This window comes from Vibrio sinaloensis, from assembly GCF_023195835.1.
Taxonomy (GTDB): domain Bacteria; phylum Pseudomonadota; class Gammaproteobacteria; order Enterobacterales; family Vibrionaceae; genus Vibrio; species Vibrio sinaloensis_C.
Genome location: NZ_CP096200.1, coordinates 181,011 through 197,883 on the forward strand (window position 1 = coordinate 181,011; position 16,873 = coordinate 197,883).

At 47.1% G+C, this 16,873-nt stretch carries 10 protein-coding genes; 7 read left to right on the top strand and 3 right to left on the bottom strand.

All coding sequences use genetic code 11. The annotated features are described in order from the left end of the window. Positions 1-78 precede the first annotated feature (78 nt). The 7 genes from tkt to cqsA all read left to right on the top strand — a co-directional run bounded on the left by tkt (position 79) and on the right by cqsA (position 10,399). Positions 79-2,070, top strand: a complete 1,992-nt coding sequence (gene tkt / locus MTO69_RS14450) for a transketolase (RefSeq protein WP_248335104.1) — start codon at positions 79-81, stop codon at positions 2,068-2,070. A 508-nt stretch (positions 2,071-2,578) separates the two neighbouring features. Further along, a complete protein-coding gene (locus tag MTO69_RS14455) occupies positions 2,579-4,039 on the top strand; it encodes a sensor domain-containing diguanylate cyclase (RefSeq protein ID WP_248335105.1) in 1,461 nt (486 codons plus the stop codon). Between the two features lie 61 nt (positions 4,040-4,100). Then, positions 4,101-5,036, top strand: coding sequence for a ribosome biogenesis GTPase YlqF (ylqF, locus tag MTO69_RS14460; RefSeq protein ID WP_248335106.1), 936 nt, complete (start codon positions 4,101-4,103; stop codon positions 5,034-5,036). Positions 5,037-5,122: 86 nt separating this feature from the next. Then, positions 5,123-6,097 (top strand): CobW family GTP-binding protein, encoded by a 975-nt coding sequence (locus MTO69_RS14465; RefSeq protein ID WP_248335107.1) that lies wholly within the window; start codon positions 5,123-5,125, stop codon positions 6,095-6,097. Between the two features lie 419 nt (positions 6,098-6,516). Then, on the top strand, positions 6,517-7,917 hold the full coding sequence (clcA, locus tag MTO69_RS14470; protein WP_248335108.1) for a H(+)/Cl(-) exchange transporter ClcA: 1,401 nt from the start codon (positions 6,517-6,519) through the stop codon (positions 7,915-7,917). Between the two features lie 128 nt (positions 7,918-8,045). Next, the gene (locus MTO69_RS14475) at positions 8,046-9,017 is read left to right on the top strand and encodes a TDT family transporter (RefSeq protein ID WP_248335109.1); all 972 of its coding nucleotides are present in this window, start codon (positions 8,046-8,048) and stop codon (positions 9,015-9,017) included. 200 nt (positions 9,018-9,217) lie between these two features. Further along, entirely contained in the window at positions 9,218-10,399 is a 1,182-nt protein-coding gene (gene cqsA, locus MTO69_RS14480; RefSeq protein ID WP_248335110.1) for an alpha-hydroxyketone-type quorum-sensing autoinducer synthase, read from the top strand. A gap of 73 nt (positions 10,400-10,472) precedes the next feature. Here cqsA and MTO69_RS14485 read toward each other — a convergent pair whose 3' ends face one another. The 3 genes from MTO69_RS14485 to MTO69_RS14495 form a co-directional block, all read right to left on the bottom strand. Beyond that, positions 10,473-12,530: a hybrid sensor histidine kinase/response regulator gene (locus tag MTO69_RS14485; RefSeq protein WP_248335111.1), complete on the bottom strand. Its 2,058-nt coding sequence runs from the start codon at positions 12,528-12,530 to the stop codon at positions 10,473-10,475. A 115-nt stretch (positions 12,531-12,645) separates the two neighbouring features. After that, on the bottom strand, positions 12,646-15,687 hold the full coding sequence (locus MTO69_RS14490; RefSeq protein WP_248335112.1) for an AAA family ATPase: 3,042 nt from the start codon (positions 15,685-15,687) through the stop codon (positions 12,646-12,648). Positions 15,688-15,696: 9 nt separating this feature from the next. Further along, a complete protein-coding gene (locus tag MTO69_RS14495) occupies positions 15,697-16,827 on the bottom strand; it encodes an exonuclease SbcCD subunit D (RefSeq protein ID WP_248335113.1) in 1,131 nt (376 codons plus the stop codon). Positions 16,828-16,873 lie beyond the last annotated feature (46 nt).

Consider the following 16,873-nt stretch of genomic DNA (forward strand, 5'->3'; position numbering starts at 1 on the left):
AAAATCTCTAGAGGGGAACGTTTGCGTTCCCCTCTTCACATCCCTTCTAAGAAACAATCTAATAATCGGTAATTTATTATGGATCGCAAACATCTAGCCAATGCAATTCGTGCTCTAAGCATGGACGGTGTTCAACAAGCTAACTCTGGTCACCCTGGTGCGCCTATGGGTATGGCTGACATCGCTGAAGTTCTTTGGCGTTCACACCTAAACCATAACCCAGCTAACCCTGAGTGGGCTGACCGCGACCGTTTCGTTCTATCTAACGGCCACGGCTCTATGCTGATTTACTCTTTGCTGCACCTTGCTGGTTACGAGCTATCAATCGACGATCTGAAAAACTTCCGTCAGCTGCATTCTAAGACTCCAGGTCACCCAGAGTACGGTTACGCACCGGGTATCGAGACAACAACTGGCCCACTAGGTCAAGGTATCACTAACGCTGTCGGTATGGCGCTAGCCGAGAAAACTCTTGCAGCACAATTCAACAAACCAGGCCACGACATCGTTGACCACTTCACTTATGCATTCATGGGTGATGGCTGTCTGATGGAAGGTATCTCTCACGAAGCTTGTTCTCTAGCGGGTACGCTAGGTCTTGGCAAACTGATTGCGTTTTGGGATGACAACGGCATCTCTATCGATGGTCATGTTGAAGGTTGGTTCTCTGACGATACACCTAAGCGTTTTGAAGCGTACGGCTGGCACGTAATCCCTGCGGTAGACGGCCACGATCCAGAAGCGATCAACGCCGCTATCATTGCAGCAAAAGCAGACCCTCGCCCTACTCTAATCTGTACTAAAACCATCATTGGTTTTGGTTCGCCGAACAAGTCGGGTTCTCACGACTGTCACGGTGCACCACTAGGCGCTGAAGAAATTGCAGCGACACGTAAAGAATTAGGTTGGGAGTACGGTCCTTTTGAAATTCCGCAAGATGTCTACGCGCAATGGGATGCGAAAGAAGCAGGCGCAGCTAAGGAAGCAGCGTGGAACGAGAAACTTGCAGCTTATGAAGCAGCATATCCAGAGCTTGCAGCAGAATTCAAACGCCGCGTAAACGGTGAACTTCCTGCCGAGTGGGAAGAGAAAGCCAATGCAATCATTGCTGATCTTCAAGCAAACCCAGCCAACATCGCATCACGCAAAGCGTCTCAAAACGCGCTAGAAGCGTTTGGTGCAATGCTACCAGAGTTCCTAGGCGGCTCTGCTGACCTAGCGCCTTCTAACCTCACCATGTGGTCTGGCTCTAAGTCTGTTTCTGCGGAAGATGCATCGGGTAACTACATCCACTACGGCGTACGTGAATTCGGCATGACGGCTATCATGAACGGTATCGCTCTACACGGTGGTTTCGTACCATACGGCGCGACGTTCCTAATGTTCATGGAATATGCACGTAACGCAATGCGTATGGCAGCTCTAATGAAAGTGCAAAACATCCAGGTGTATACGCACGACTCTATCGGTCTAGGCGAAGATGGTCCAACTCACCAACCGGTTGAGCAAATGGCATCGCTACGTCTAACGCCAAACATGAGCACATGGCGTCCATGTGACCAAGTGGAATCAGCAGTAGCTTGGAAACTGGCTATCGAACGTAAAGACGGCCCGACGTCGCTGATCTTCTCTCGTCAGAACCTTGCCCAGCAAGAGCGTGATGCCGAGCAGCTTGCTAACATCGCTAAAGGTGCTTACATCCTGAAAGATTGTGCAGGTAAACCAGAGCTTATCCTTATCGCAACCGGTTCTGAAGTTGAGCTAGCGGTAGAAGCAGCAGCTCAGCTAACCGCTGAAGGTAAGCAAGTACGCGTTGTTTCAATGCCATCTACAGATGCATTCGACAAGCAAGACGCAGCATACCGTGAAGCAGTACTGCCATCAGACGTAACAGCTCGTATCGCTATCGAAGCGGGTATTGCTGACTTCTGGTACAAGTATGTTGGCTTTGGCGGCAAGATCATCGGTATGACCACATTCGGTGAGTCAGCGCCAGCAGGCGAACTGTTCAAGATGTTCGGTTTCACCACCGAAAACGTAGTCAACACAGCGAAAGAGCTTCTCGCTTAATCACTGTTAAAGCCTAAAGAACAAAGCCCCGCTCAGACAGAGCGGGGCTTTTTTACCAAAAATATTGGTTATCCATACCTAGAGACTGTTGGCACCTTCTCAGTAACATCGCCATTATTCAAGCACTCCAATGTTACGCAGCCAGCGCCTCGATGTTCCCACAAACGCAAGCCATATTGCCAATGCTCATTACTTACAGAGCCTGCTCACTCAAAAGTTGCAGCAACGGCCTTACAAAATTCAGCCTTTAATTAACCACCATTGCAATCCATTACAGTGCAAATTATCAACAACAGTTCTAACGTAATCAGTTATAATATATTGATAAACCAAGCTGATTGAAAGAGTCGCGCTCACTGGATCAAATAGCGTGATCGCGTATAAAACGTCGAGCAACTAAAGAGCACGAGGTAATGAGTTTTTGGCACTAAAGTTTAAACACTTCACATTGAAACAGCTCGCCTTTATTGGCTCGACTCTTACGGTCGTGCTGTTTCTGGTGTGCTACATGACGTTTAAGCTTTTGTGGAGTCACGAGCGTGCTTTGCAAGACTCTGTTGCGCGACAACAATTTGAAGTCGAGCGAGTAAAAACGGTGTTGTCGATGGAAGAGCTCGAACTTCGCGCTTCGGTTGAAGACTACGCCGCTTGGAACAGTATGGCCGATTATGTCCAATCTCCTTCAGCTGTTTTCATTGAAGAAAGTATCGGCGCCCATGCGTTTATCTCCAAGATAATCGATGGCATCATTATTTTTGACCCAAATGGCGACCCCGTTTGGAGTGGTTACTTTAATGGTCAAGAGGTCGTCGATCAGTCTTTTATTACGCTTGAAAACCGCACCACCATTAATCGACTCTTAGCCAACGCACAACAATCTGATCCTGCTGAGATTAGCTCGTACGTTGACTATGCCACCTACCAAAATAGCGCCTTCATGATTGCGTCTTCACGTATATGTAGCAGCGACGCTATTGATTGTCGCTTTGGGTATTTAGTCTTTATTCGCAAGATTCGTCCACAATTCGTTCATCAAATCGAGCTCGCAACCGGCGTCGATATTACTGTATCAGTTGCCAACGATATGGACTGGGCTAACTCGACCATCAAAGACAACGTCAGCTTCTGGTTTAAACGAGATAAGTTGTCGGACAGGTTGGTCAAAATCAATGTTACGCATAGTGAAAAGCTGCCACCTTTCATCTCATGGCCAGAAATGACAGCACTCGGCTTGTTTGCCGTGGTCATGTTCGCGGTTAACTTGTATACGGTCAGTTTCTTTATTACCCCACTGCGTGATGCTGAACGTTATCTCAACAAGTTTGGCCGAAGCGGTGACAAACTTCCGAGTGCAGACGCATTTGTCTCTAAAGAGATACGAAGTTTAGTTAAGCAAATGAACAGTATCATTTCAGAGCTAGAGCATAACCGCGCATTGCTCAAGCAACAGTCGAATATCGATGCTCTGACTGGGATTGCCAATCGTCGCTATTTATATCAACAAGCAAAGCAGTACTTTGATGAGTTAGAGTATAGATACGCCGCGGTTATTTTAGTCGATATCGATCATTTTAAGCTCTACAACGACAACTACGGACATGTGCTGGGTGATGACACGCTTAAGCAGGTCGCCGAAACACTGCAAGCAGTAAAAAGTGGCTATGAGCAAGTGGTCGCTCGATACGGCGGCGAGGAGTTTTGCATCATTTTAGCCGCAGATAAGCCCATTCCGCTCAAACCTTATCTAGCAAAACTCATCACCGCGGTAAGAGAGATGAGCATAACGCACCACCACTCCCCAACCAGTCAACAGGTCACAATAAGTGCTGGTGCAACTCTGGCCAAGGTGGACTCTTATTCAGAAATTACACGCCTAATTCAACAAGCAGATGATGCTTTGTACATGGCTAAAGATAACGGACGTAATCGGGCTGAAATCTATACTAAACCTGAGGTCAAGGCGGTTTAGGTCTTTACTAAAGGGGATTTCCCCTTACAATTAGCCCATATTTCTATAGCAAGGTTAAGTTATGTCTATCCAATGGTTCCCGGGACACATGCACAAAGCTCGGAAAGAGATCGAAGAAGCCATTCCACAAGTGGATGTGATTATCGAAGTTCTCGACGCCCGCATCCCGTTTAGCAGTGAGAACCCAATGATCTCCGAACTTCGTGGCGATAAGCCGGTGGTAAAGGTGTTGAACAAACGCGATCTTGCCGACCCAGAGTTGACCCAGTTGTGGATTGATCATTTTGAAAAAGAGAACCACGTTAAAGCGATGGCGATCACCACATCCAATGTTCAAGAGGTCAATAAAATCCTCGACTTATGCCGTAAACTTGCACCGCATCGTGAAGAGATAGGCAAAAACATTCGCACCATGATCATGGGCATCCCAAATGTTGGCAAGTCCACCATCATCAATACACTGGCTGGGCGCACTATCGCTGTGACTGGTAACCAGCCCGCCGTGACTCGCCGTCAGCAACGTATAAATCTACAAAATGGTATTGTTCTCAATGACACGCCTGGAATTTTGTGGCCAAAGGTAGAAAACCCTCACAGTGGTTTCCGACTCGCCGCTACTGGCGCGGTGAAAGATACGGCCATGGAATATGATGAAGTGGCATTTTATACCGTTGAATATTTGGCTAAGGCTTACCCTGAGCGACTAAAAGAGCGCTATGAAATTGAAGAGTTGCCAACCAGCGACATCGAGCTGATGGAAGAAATTGGTCGCCGCCGTGGCGCTTTGCGCTCTGGTGGCCGCGTCGATCTACACAAATGTTCCGAAATTCTTCTGCACGAGTTGCGCAATGGTACTCTGGGTCAAATCACGCTGGAACTGCCTGAAATGATCACTCAAGAGCTCATCGAAGTGGAAATTGAAGCCGCACGCAAAGCCGAAGAGAAAGCGAAGAAGAAAGAAGAACGCCGCAAGCGTTATCTTAAAAATAAACGTTAATATTGATAAGGCAGCTAAGCTGCCTTTTTTATCGCCATAATTACGCATTTTGTTATAATATAACAAAAACTTTGAGGTCCTTCTGAATGAAAACACCGACCAACATCATCACAGGCTTTCTTGGCAGCGGTAAAACCACAGCGATTTTAAACTTGTTAAAAGAAAAACCGGCAGATCAACATTGGGCGGTTCTGGTCAATGAATTTGGCGAAGTTGGCATTGATGGTGCAATGATGACCGACCAAGGCGCGTTGATTAAAGAGGTACCTGGTGGTTGCATGTGCTGCGCGGCTGGCGTTCCCATGTCGGTTGCTGTGACTGCGCTGTTACGCACTAACCCAGACCGGCTGATAGTTGAGCCCACTGGACTTGGCCATGCCCATAAGGTGTTGGCGACCTTATCATCGGCTCAGTTTGAACCGTACATCGAGCTTAAAGCGACCATCGGCTTACTCGACCCGCGTAATTTGTCGAGCGCTAAGCATATGGAAAACCAAAACTTTCTCGATCAGCTTGCGATATCTGACATCATCATTGGTAACAAGGTTGACCAGTGTCATGTCAGCGACATCGATAACTTCAATGATTGGGTCACAGACCAAACGCCACCGAAGATCTTCAGCCAATTGGTCAAGCAAGGTAAGTTCCCAATCGAGTTACTTGATAGCCATCGCCGGCTTCCCCTACCCGAGGGTGAAATGAGCCACCATCACCAACATGCAGAGCTAGAGCCACAATTTCAGTTACCACCCGATCAGGTATACGTGAGAAAAGAGAACCGCGGACAAGGTTACTTTAGCTGCGGTTGGATATTCGGTTCAGAAGTAACGTTTGATTTCGATGACTTGTTTTCGATGCTCTCTGATCTCAGCGCCGAGCGTGTCAAAGGGGTGCTCAACACCAGCAACGGTTGTTTTGCTTTTAACGTGAGTAACGGTGTCGTATCGGTGAATGAGATGTCGCTGGAAGGGTTTGAAAGCCGCCTCGAGGTGATAGATAGTCAACCGCTGCCATGGGATCAACTCGAAACCATTTTGAAAAAAATTGGCAACATCGAATAACACCTGTCTTAAACGACAAAAGGCGCACGGTGAGTGCGCCCTATCCCTCGTTACTCAATCGTGAGTCTGCGAATCAGGATGTCATTGAGAAGCGACCTGATATTAAAACGAGGCTTTCAACTGTTGTTTGAATCCATCCAAATTGTAGGTAAGGCGATATTTCCTCCATGCGGGTCGGTTCAGATTGCCTTACCCTTTAACTATGGTTCAAAACTGACAATATGCAAGGCAATATCCAGCATGTAACAGGTATTTTTGTGATGTAGCTCGATAAATCCCTGCTAGGCAGCCATAGCCATTCTTCCATGCATAATTGCAAATCAATATTCCATTCTTATCGCTATTGATCACCTTAGACAGGCGTATAATTTGCGCTACAGCCCCTAAGAATAAGCGCAGAGAACGGAGCCTTTACATCAATGACCAAGAGAGAGAAGTTTAAACAGTCCTTGCTTGCTAATGTACCTAAGGATGCGATCAACCAGTTTCTCTCTAAAGACAAAACACCTATTTCGGTATTGATCCTTGCTTTGATTGTCGGCGTGCTTGCAGGCTTGGTCGGCACCTACTTTGATATCGCAGTCCATTTTGTTTCTGAAACCCGAACAGAATGGCTAAAAAGTGAAATCGGCGCAATATTGCCCTTGTGGCTGGCCGCATTTTTGATCAGTGCCGCTCTCGCGTTTGTCGGCTATTTTCTAGTCCATCGCTTTGCCCCTGAAGCCGCAGGTTCGGGCATTCCCGAAATTGAAGGCGCGATGGATGGCATTCGTCCAGTCCGTTGGTGGCGAGTTTTACCGGTCAAATTCATTGGTGGTATGGGCGCTCTCGGCTCTGGCATGGTTTTAGGACGTGAAGGCCCAACGGTACAAATGGGCGGGGCCATCGGACGTATGGTTACTGACATTTTTCGTATCAAAAGTGATGATACACGCCACTCACTGCTTGCGTCTGGCGCAGCTGGCGGATTAGCCGCAGCGTTTAACGCCCCGCTTGCAGGCATTATGTTTGTGGTAGAAGAGATGCGTCCCCAGTTTCGCTACTCATTGATCTCAATTCGCGCAGTTATCATCTCAGCGGTCTCGGCCAATATTGTGTTTCGCTCTATCAATGGTCAAGACGCCGTCATTACTATGCCACAATACCCAGCGCCTGAACTTCCAACCTTGTGGCTGTTTCTACTACTCGGGGCGCTATTTGGCATCTTTGGGGTAGTGTTCAATCAACTCGTCACTCTGGCGCAAGACCTGTTCGTCAAGTTGCACCGCCATGACCGAAAACGTTATCTGTTCATCGGTTCGATTCTAGGTGGTTGTTTTGGCCTCATGCTGATCTATTTTCCTGAGGTTACGGGTGGCGGTATCTCGTTGATTCCAACCATCACCAATGGCGGTTATAGCGCAACACTATTGTTGATGCTGTTCGTTGCTCGCATAGCGACCACCATGATCTGTTTTGGCTCTGGAGCACCAGGGGGAATTTTTGCGCCGATGCTCGCCCTTGGTACGCTATTTGGTTATGCGTTTGCTCTGATTGCAAAAGGATTGCTACCCGAGCTAGACATCACCCCGGGAATGTTTGCCATCGCTGGAATGGGAGCCTTATTTGCCGCAACGGTTCGAGCCCCTATTACCGGCATTTTGTTGGTTATCGAGATGACCAATAACTACTACCTTATTCTGCCTTTGATCATCACCAGTTTAGGCGCAGTGATATTCGCTCAAATGCTCGGTGGCCAGCCCATTTACAGCCAATTGCTGCACAGAACTTTAAAAAATGAGAAGTTAAGACAGAAAGATCTTCCCAGCGACCCGCAATGAGGTTTGCCACGCAACCGTTTGGCTTGGTATTATCGCCGCCACACACAGCTTTGCAATGGAATGGGCTTGCTCCTAAGTATGTGCTATCAAACAGACTGAGCAGCCAAACGACTATCTAAGGACTCGACTTGTTCAATTGGCGACGTTTTACTCAATTTCAGAGTGTGCCTCCTTCTCAAGCCGCGCTGGCGCTCGGTGTAATCGGCCTAGGTCATGCGTGGGCACTGTATATTCCTCAGATCGGTGAAATCATCCGCCCTTACTTGGCTGCATTTGGGGCGCTGTTGCTGTTTCCTGTTTTAGTTAAATATCTCAGCAGTTATCGCACATTCATCAACGACATTCGCCATCCACTTAGCGGCAGCTTAATGGCTCCAATGAGTATGGCGTTACTGATTCTATGCGACTACCTTGCGATCATTTCTCCCATCATCGCCTACCCTCTTTGGTTTGCGGCATTGCTTCTGCACATTACCATGATGACGATGTTTTTCGCCTTTCAAATACGTAACTTCAAGATGTCTAACATTGTGCCAAGCTGGTTTCTCTATCCCGTGGGCGTCATCAGTAGCTCATTGGCCGGCACCCAGTTTGGTCACACTGTTTTTTCAGAAACCATCGTCGCGATTTGTATCACTATCTACTTCTTTATGTTGCCTTTGGTGCTATATCGATTGGTGTTTGAAGGAATGCTTCCCAAAAGGGCTAAGCCAACCTTGGCGATTATGGCAGCGCCAATCAATCTTACTCTCGCGACTTACTTGGTCAACTTTGCCAACCCAGACCCAATTCTTACTGGTGCGCTGGCAGGGATCGCCATCACCATGACCATGTTGATATACCTGTGCTATATACGTTTAGTTCGTATCAAGTTTCAACCCTCAATCGCCGCAGTGACCTTTCCTTCCGTGATCAGTGCCATCGCAATGCATCGATTAACCAGTTTTTTCGGCGAACAATATCCACAGTGGTATTGGCTGCACAGCTTCGGATTGTTTGAGCTTTCGGTCGCGACAGGATTGGTCTGCTGGGTGACCTTCGGCTATTTCAAGATGTATTGGCCTGAAATCTTCACTCAAGAAAATCGAATAAGCAACTAGGCTAATACAACTAATCGCTATAACGTAACGCCTAAGCAGACGGGCCGACGCTATCTACCTATCACCGCCGTTGCGACTGGTGATATTTTTATTTGTAACTATACACACAAACATTAGATTATCGACTCGTAATACTATCAAATCTCATTCATATATTCGGTGTCAGCTGGCAACTGTTTTGAACATAAGGATATATGAAGATGAATAAACTCAATAATTATTCAACCCTACCCGGCTTTATTAACGAAAAGTTAAACGGCTATCTAAATGATTTAATTTATTCCAATAATAATAAGCATCATTTAGTGATGGGCGCCCTGCCAGGTGAACATGATCTTATACTGCAAAGTAACGACTACTTAGATTTAGCCAATAACCAAACCATTATAAATCACCACATCAATGCAATTCGTTCGAGAAAAAATAGCCCATTTATGTCGGGCATTTTTTTGCAGAACGAACAATCCAAACCTAAGGTTGAGCAGAAACTCGCTCACTACACAGGGTTCAAGTCTTGTTTATTATCTCAATCGGGTTGGGCAGCCAATATGGCTTTGTTGCAAACCATTTGCGACACTAGTACTCAGGTCTACGTTGACTTTTTCGCTCATATGTCTTTATGGCAAGGAGCAACAGTAGCAGGTTCAGACGTACACCCGTTTATGCACAACAATGTTAAGCATCTGGAAAAGTTGATTAAACGTCATGGACCTGGGGTGGTATTGATTGACTCGATATATAGCACGATTGGCACCGTTGCTCCAATTGCTGAGATCATTGCCGTCGCCAAAGAGAACGGCTGTGCGATCGTGGTCGATGAATCACACTCACTTGGCACGCACGGTCAAAAGGGTCGTGGCTTGCTGCACGAGCTTAATCTGAGCCATCTTGTCGACTTTATGACCGCGAGTTTAGCCAAAACGTTTGCTTATCGCGCTGGCGCCATATGGTGCAATAACCAAGCGGACCAATGTATCCCTTTTGTCGCGTATCCTGCCATATTCAGCTCAGCCATGCTGCCCCATGAACTCGACAGGCTCGATAAAACATTGGAGGTCATAAAACAGTCGGATGATAAAAGACAACGCTTAGCCGATATCAGTCGTTATATTAAATCTGAATTAGTCAGCAGTGGAATTACCGTACGTAGTGATTCACAAATAATCGCTTTAGAAACAGGTGATGAGCGAAATACCGAAAATGTTAGGGACTATTTAGAAGCAAGCGGTATATTTGGTGCGGTATTTTGTCGCCCTGCAACCACTCGTAATAAGAACATCATCCGGTTTTCAATTAATAGCGCTATGCAAGATAGTGAAATTGAGAAATTAATTTCGGTGTGCCGCAGCGCGCAACATCAACCAGACTTATATATTCTATAATTTTAAAAGCCCACATGGTGGGCTTTTATTTCATTTGGATAACCAATTGGTCAGATACTTACTCGGCTTAAGACTATATCCAGTTGGCTATCTTATCGAGCAGCAAATCCGTGTCTGCTGGCTTTACTATGTAGTCGTTCATCCCGACTTGTTGAATCTTTTCCAACACCGTGTCACTCGAATCGCCAGTATGGGCCAAAATCGGTACCTGATTGTTCGCTGACAAGGATTGGCGAATTTTCAGCGTCGCGGCTAAACCGTCAACTTGGGGCATCTCTAAGTCCATGATGATCAAATCGACACTATGTTGCTCTACTTGGTCAACGGCTTCCTGACCGTTTTTGGCTTGCAACACCTCAAAACCTTGCTGCTCAAGCAGTATCGAGGTGTAGGTTCTCAGCGAGTGATTATCATCCGCTAACAAGATGGTTTTACCTTGGACCACCGGTTTTCTCGGTAGCAAATTTCGGTTGGTACTCGGCGCTTCAAACAGCAGTTCATCCAAAATTTCCCCCGACTTAAGCAAGAAGTTGTGCACTTCAACCGGATAAATTGTCAGGTGACGTTCAACATCATTGTGATAACGGTTTTGTTCATTGAACAGGAACACAATGCGCCCTTCGGTAAAATGAAGTTTACTTTCTAGTTCATGCAGTGCATCGGGATTGGATAACGCCTCATCAAGGTCGATGATGATTAGGTCATACTCAAATTCGTACTCTTGCTTATTGCGCGCCGCCTCTAATGACAACTGACGCAAATTGAAACCTCGATAAAAAGCCTCTTCGTTAACCAGGCGAAATGGCTTACTCTGCCCCCCTACGTATAGCACCGATTTAGACTTCATAATATCGGACTTAATGACCGCGACTTCTTCAGAGCGATATTTAGGAAAACTAAGGGTAAACTCGGTCCATTCACCCAGAGTCGAGCGACAGTGTATCTGCCCCCCCAATGCCACCATCACTTTGCGACAAAACGGTAACCCCAGTCCGTAACTGCCGGTTTTACCGAAGGTATAGAAGTCTTTAAACACATCTTCAATCACATCGGGTTCAATTCCGACACCATTGTCAGTGAATACCAGCTCGTTATGATACTCAAAACTCCTGAGCTCTACGGTAATCTCAATTTGGTTGGTATTCTGATAATAAAAAGCGTTCTTGAGCAGGTTGTATAAGGCGTATTTTATCAGCGCATCACTACCAAAAAACTCGAAATTATCACCGGGGAGCAAGGTAACAGCCTGTTTATCTTTGTCGCTTTTGTACGCAAAGCTCTGCAAGGAATCTTCAACAACTTGACGAATGGAGTGCTTTTTAAAGGTGTTCCTTGACACTCGGTTTTCATCGATTGAGGTCAGTAACAAGTCAATCGTTTCATTACCGGTACGAATCACTTCATCTGCGTCTGAAAGAATTTCCCGCGCTATCGCGACTTCTTGCTCAGTAAGACGATAATGACGACCGCCACCGACTCCTGCTTTCGGCAAAATAGATTCCAATACATCCAGCGACGACTTAAGCGCACTCAGTGGATTGCGCATTTCGTGGGCTATCCCAGCGCCAAACGATTTGGCCAACGAGATTTTACTTTCATGTTCGGCCTGATTGCGAAAGTAGAACAGATTGCCGAACACATAAGTAAACAAGAAGATCGGGATGTAAGGCCAGACAACTTGCTGCTGTACCTGTGTGATATCAAAGCCATAGACGGCTAAATAAGCGACCCCGACCGCTACCGCAGTTTGCGACAACATTAAGCGCGTCTGATGCACCAGTAGTACATGCAAAAAGATCGAAGCCATAAATGACATCGCCCAAATTGTCGACCACTCGTTCTTGAACATCATGAAACTGAAGAAGAACGGCAAGCATATCCCTATCGAGACAAAATAATACTCGGCTAGGTATTGTTGCAAATATTTGGGTAAATAATGGCGCAGAGCGATTCCCGCAAACAATAGTGAGCACGCTAACCTAAGGGTTAGGCTTTCATACGGTTGCGGGAACAGTTCACTCCAAATGTAGTAGTACATCGGAAAGCCAATCAATCCCATCCACCCAACTAAAGTTAGGTTAGGCTCTGCGTATTGATAAACCTTACGAATCGAGTCGAGAATTGCGTCCATTCAGTCCCTTATCGAACAACGACTTCATCAGTGGTTTTTATAGAATTCATAACCTTACTTAAGTTTTAGCACACTTTGACCAAAGCCAAGTCTCTATACACCAGCCAGAGGGCGTTTATGTGACCACTAACTGAATTGTACTGCCGACTCGACTTGCTATCACATCTATCCTTTGCGCCATCTGCTCCTTAAGTTCACTGACATGAGAGATGATACCGATCATTCGCCCCGACTGTTGCAGATCGATTAATGTTTGTATTGCCAAGTCTAATGATTCTGGATCTAAGCTGCCAAAGCCTTCATCAATAAACAGCGTATCAAGACGGATGCCCCCACTGTATGACTGCACCACATCGGATAGGCCCAGTGCCAGCGCCAACGCTGCCATAAATGATTCGCCACCGGAGAGTGTCGCCACATCACGCACCTTACCCGTGTAGCCATCTTCTACACTTAAATCGAGGCCTCGACCCGCCGCCCCTTTAAACCCTTCAGTCTTACGCACCAACTGGTAGCGCCCTTTACTCATCAAGGCCAATCGCTGAGAGGCTTGAATCAATACATCATCAAGCAACACCCCAAGTACAAAACGATGCAAACTCACCCGACTGCCCGTTTTGCCGCTGGCGACATCATAAAGTGTGCCGTACACCTTGTATTCGGCTTCCAGTTGGCTGTTCTTTTGATGTAATTGAGCGATATCTGCGCGCACTTTTTCTAGGCGTTGATGATCGGAGTAGACCTTATCCAGTGCCTCTCGCGCATGCTGATAACTTTGCTGTGCTTGCTGGTGCGCTTGCTCTAGTGCGGCGAGATCCGGCTTCTCGACTTGCTGTAGCTGCTCGGATAGATCACTCAGGGTTTGCTCCAGCTTGAGCAGGCGCTGATTATACTCTTCTACAGTGCGCTGCCACTGCTGCAATTGCTCATCGGTCGCTCGATTTTGAATAAAGTGCTGTTCATCGTTAAATTCTGACTGTTTGAGCTGTGCTTGCCATTTTTGCTCAATCTCGTCGCGCTGCTGCAACGCTTGCGCTGATAGCTCGCTATTGGTTTTATGTTGGCTTTGCAAGTTGGTAAGGGCTAAATGCGACTGTTGCGCCCCTTTTTGAGCGAACTCTAACGCCTGCTTAAGCTGTTCAATTTTTGCTTGATTGGTTTGATAACTTTTCTCGACATCGGTTAAAGACTGGTATCGCCCATCTATAGACTGGCTCAGTTTTTCAAGTTGCTGTCGCTGCACAGCAAGCGCAGAATCGTTCGCTGACTGTTGCTGCTTCAACTGGTTTATTTTTTCATCGCCATTGATACAGCGCTGGTTCAGTTCCGCCACCTGCTTTTCCTGCGCCTCAATATCAATGCTAGCCAATTCACGAAGCCGCTGCTGCTGCTGGTGCAACAACTGTTCGACTTCCGCATGCGCGCGCTCCGCATGCTGTGCGAGGTCGGTGCGAGCTGTCGCTAAACTCTGTTGCTGCTGCTCGATATGATGTAAGTGTTGAGCTAATAGACCACTGACGCGGCTTAGCTCATCGAGTGCCGAACGTTCTTGTTCCCTCGCAGACTGTACCGCTTGTTTGGTCACTTCTTCTTCGCCCGCCATCGCTGGCGAAGGGTGCTCTAGGCTTCCACAGACTGGACAGGGCTCACCCTGCTTGAGTTTTTGTGCGAGGATCGACGCTTGAGCGCTGTGCCAACGCATTTCGAGCTCATCTGCACGCTTTTGTTTGTGTTTGGCATTTTGCTGCGCTTGACGCTCTTGCTGCTGCAGAGCCTCAGTGTGCGATTGCAATCGCAAAAGTTCATTGGTCAGTTGATCACGTTTGTTTAAATCCGACACCAAGCGTTCATTACGTACCACCTCTGTCTCGAGCGCTGCTTTTTCGTTCACCGCTTTGCGCGCGGTTTCTAATTGCTCAGCGCCGAGTTCGGCTTCACGTAACAGTTTTAACTTATGCGCTTGGTACTGAGTTAGCTTTTGTTCAAACTCAGCCTGCTGCGCAATTAATTGCGTCAGTTGCTGCTCAAGCTGAGATTTCTCACCAAATTTCTGTTTGAGCTGTTCGAGGTTAAACTGCTGCTGGTTCAGCTCAGTCACCTGCTCAGCCTGTTTTTCTGCTTGTTCTAGCGCTTGCTGGCTCTGTTGATGCGCTTGCTTGGCCGCCTCAAGCTGTTGCTGTAACTGAGCAAGCTTGGTATTGAAGCTAACGACTTGCTGATTAACGGATTGTAAGCTGGCATAAATCACTTCCAGCTTGGCTGCCCGTTGTGCCAAGCCAATCTGTGCACTCAAGGAATCTACGTTGGCTTTGTTTTGTTGGTGATTCGCCAGCGCCGCTTTAGTCTCTTCCCATTTGGCAAATTGCTGGTTAAGCGCTTGCGCTTTTTGCCACTCACTTTGAGCCGCATCCAATCGTTGACGTTGTGCCTGTTCGGTCACTTTCGCTTCCGCTAACTGCTGCGACTGCAGCTGATAACGCGAACTTAGCTCTTGTTCACTATTGGCCTCTGCAACCTGCAAAGCACCGCGAATTTGGTTGTCAAACTCATCTTTAGCTTTACTAATGGCGCTGGCTTTGTCTTTAAGTGCATACTCAATTTTTTTGTAAACATCGGTCTGAAACAATTGACCAAATATCTCTTCGCGCTCTTTTGAGCTTGCCAGCAGTAACTCGCGAAACTTACCTTGTGGTAGTACCATCACTTGACGAAACTGTGTGTCATTTAGCCCGAGTAGCGATGAGACTTCAGTTTTGACTTGGGCAGTTCGATTCGTTAGCAGCTTCTCTTCACCATCGATTTGGTACAGCGCCGCACTGTGTTTGCGCGTGGTCGTGCCCTCACCCCGAGCTTTGGGCGCTTGCTGCTCTGGCGATCGAGTCACGCGATAATGTTTGTTGTTGAACTCGAACTCCAATTCAACTTCAGTGGGTAAGTCGAGCGACGCTTGATCGCAGCGCATTTGATTGCCTTGGCGTTCATTGCTGGTCGTTTCGCCGTAAAGTGCAAAACAAATCGCGTCAAGAATAGACGTTTTACCGGAGCCGGTGGGCCCGTTAATTAAAAACAGGGGATGACTACCAAAACGAGTGAAATCAATCATTTCTTTGGTCGCAAAAGGGCCAAACGCTTGGATGGTGAGCTTTATCGGTTTCATCTTGACCTCTTATTGCTTATGGAGCTGTTTGATGATGTTGCTGATGGCAGCGTCCTGCTCTTGAGTTAGCTCACTATCTTGAGCCTCGAGGAAGAAATCACGAAACATATCCATCTCACTACGTGCCAGTTTGGCTGTTGTCATCTGCTGCTCAACCCCGACCAACATGCCCGGTTTTTCTAAATGGAGTACATTGGGATAAACCGCTCTTAGCTTCTCCATCGGATTTAAAATCGCGTGCTTGTCCATCAGTCTCACTAATAGGTAGTCATGGCTGTTGGGGTCGGTTTTGCCTTGCTCGATGATCGCCTCTAACTCACCTTCAATGATGCGCATCTGATGAGGGGCGACCAAATCAATATGAGTCGCTGATTTAAAACCTTGTTGGTCGAGCTCTACTAACGTCATGCCTTTTTTCTGATGCTGCTCTGAAAAGCTGTACTTCATTAACGAGCCCGAATAACGGATATACTCCTCGCCTTTCTTTTGAGGTTGATGCAAGTGTCCAAGCGCCACATAATCGAAGTCGATGAAGTGCTCATGGCTCACTCGGTCCGAGCCGCCGATCGACAGCGGCCTTTCAGAATCTGACTCTATCGCCCCATCGACAAAACAATGGCTAACCAACACATTTTTGTGTTCCTCAGACCACTGCTGACAAATCTTGTCCGCTAGAAATTGGTGCGCCTCATCGTGGCTAGCGACACTTTGCTTGTAATGGTGACGGACTAGCTCTGGATCGTTATAAGGCATCCCATAGAATGCGACAGGCCCTTGCGGCGACTCGATAACGACTGGGGTTAGCATTTGCTCGAAATTACCAATAATGTGCAGGCCTGACGTTCGCATTCTGCCAGAACCGAATCCCAAGCGTTGCGCGCCATCATGGTTGCCTGGGATGAGAATAATCGGCAACTTAAGTTCGCCACACACTCGGTCAACAAAGTCGTTCATCACTTCGATCGCTGAGGTCGGCGGCACTGAGCGGTCGTAGATATCGCCAGCAATCACCAGCGCATCCACTGGATTGCTATGTAAATAGTCGATAATTTGCTGTAGGACGACTTTCTGATCGTCAAGCAATGAAACGTTGTGAAATTGGCGGCCTAAGTGCCAATCCGAGGTATGAAGAAACTTCATGCAAGCCCTTTTGTTATTGTTGTGCGCACATTCGCCAAGCGTTGTG